Below are 1,584 nucleotides of genomic sequence, written 5' to 3' on the forward strand. Positions count from 1 at the left end.
CAAGGAGGAGCTCGCCCAGTCCGACCGTCCCGAGCTGGGGGCGGCCAAGGTCGTGATCTCCGGCGGCCGCGGCATGGGCAACGGCGAGAACTTCACGCTGCTGGACGGCATCGCCGACAAGCTGGGCGCGGCCATCGGTGCGTCGCGGGCCGCGGTGGACGCCGGCTTCGTGCCCAACGACATGCAGGTGGGCCAGACCGGCAAGATCGTCGCGCCCGAGCTCTACATCGCCGTGGGCATCTCCGGTGCCATCCAGCACCTGGCCGGCATGAAGGACTCCAAGGTGATCGTCGCCATCAACAAGGACGAGGAGGCGCCGATCTTCCAGGTGGCCGACTATGGATTGGTCGCCGATCTCTTCCAGGCGCTGCCGGAACTCGAGAGCAAGCTGTAACGACGATCGGGATCTTCCCTGAATGAGCCTACTTCGGTGGGCCTTTCGTCTATCAGGAGACACTATGCTGGATTGGTTTGAGGACTCCCTGCGACTGCCGGTGATTGGTTCACCGATGTTCATCCTGTCCGGTCCCGAACTGGTGCTGGCTCAGTGCCGTGCGGGTATCCTGGGCGCCTTTCCCGCCCTCAATGCTCGCCCCGCGGAAGCACTGGCGAATTGGCTCTCACGCATCACCGAGGGGCTTGCCGATAGCCGAGGGGCCGACCCCGGGCGCAGGATCGCTCCCTTCGCGGTCAACCTCATCGTGCATCCCAGCAATGATCGCCTGGAGCACGATCTGGCGCTGTGTGCCGAGTTTCGTGTACCCCTGGTGATCACCAGCCTGCACGCCCCGCAGCGGGTCGTGGAGCGAGTGCATGATTATGGCGGGCGGGTCTTCCATGATGTGACGACGCTGCGCCATGCGCATAAGGCCGTCGAATGCGGCGCTGATGGACTGATCCTGGTAAGCAATGGTGCCGGTGGCCACGGTGGGCGCTTGAACCCCTTCGCCTTCGTGGCTGAGGTGCGACAGATGTTCGATGGCCCTCTGGTCCTGGCCGGCGGCATCGGGTGCGGTGAGCAGATCCTGGCGGCCCAGGCGCTGGGTGCCGATCTGGTTTATATGGGAACACGCTTTATCGCCAGTCACGAAGCCAATGCGGTAGAGGCTTACAAGCGCATGGTGGTCGACTCCCGGGCAGCCGACATTGTCTTCAGCGACCTCTTTACCGGGGTGCATGGCAATTACCTGCGAGCCAGCATCGAGCGAGCCGGACTGGATCCCGATGATCTCCCCTCGGGTGACAAGGGTCAGATGCGCTATGGTTCCGGCGGTGGCAGCAAGCCCAAGGCGTGGCGGGACATCTGGGGCGCTGGCCAGGGTGTCGGCACTATCGAGTCCCGCCAGAGCGTGGCCGAGATCGTGGATGAGCTGGAGCGAGACTACCGGGCGGCTCGGCGGCGACTTGCCGTTTAGTTGCCGACCTCCCTTCTCGGGACATATCCCACCGAACTCGGTGGGATATGTCGTTTTCTTGATACTCCGTCCTGCTAGCCCGGATGTTGCACCGGGTCAGTCAGAAGTCCCCAGATGCCATGCTCGGTGGGGATAAAAGGGCTCTGGGGGTGGAGATTGGCTGCTTTTT

General features: G+C 63.6%; 2 protein-coding genes. Both read left to right on the plus strand.

The features are described 5' to 3' along the window. On the plus strand, positions 1-394 hold a 394-nt coding region (locus BDK63_RS18235; protein WP_221202693.1), incomplete at its 5' end, for an FAD-binding protein. Between the two features lie 64 nt (positions 395-458). Continuing rightward, positions 459-1,415: an NAD(P)H-dependent flavin oxidoreductase gene (locus BDK63_RS18240; RefSeq protein ID WP_183334564.1), complete on the plus strand. Its 957-nt coding sequence runs from the start codon at positions 459-461 to the stop codon at positions 1,413-1,415. Positions 1,416-1,584: the final 169 nt, after the last annotated feature.

The sequence above is a fragment of the Halomonas campaniensis genome, assembly GCF_014193375.1.
GTDB lineage: Bacteria > Pseudomonadota > Gammaproteobacteria > Pseudomonadales > Halomonadaceae > Halomonas > Halomonas campaniensis.

Bases quoted from the DNA above. Each gene is read 5' to 3' on its own strand.
- BDK63_RS18240 (WP_183334564.1), top strand. From the start codon at position 459: ATGCTGGATTGGTTTGAGGACTCCCTGCGACTGCCGGTGATTGGTTCA.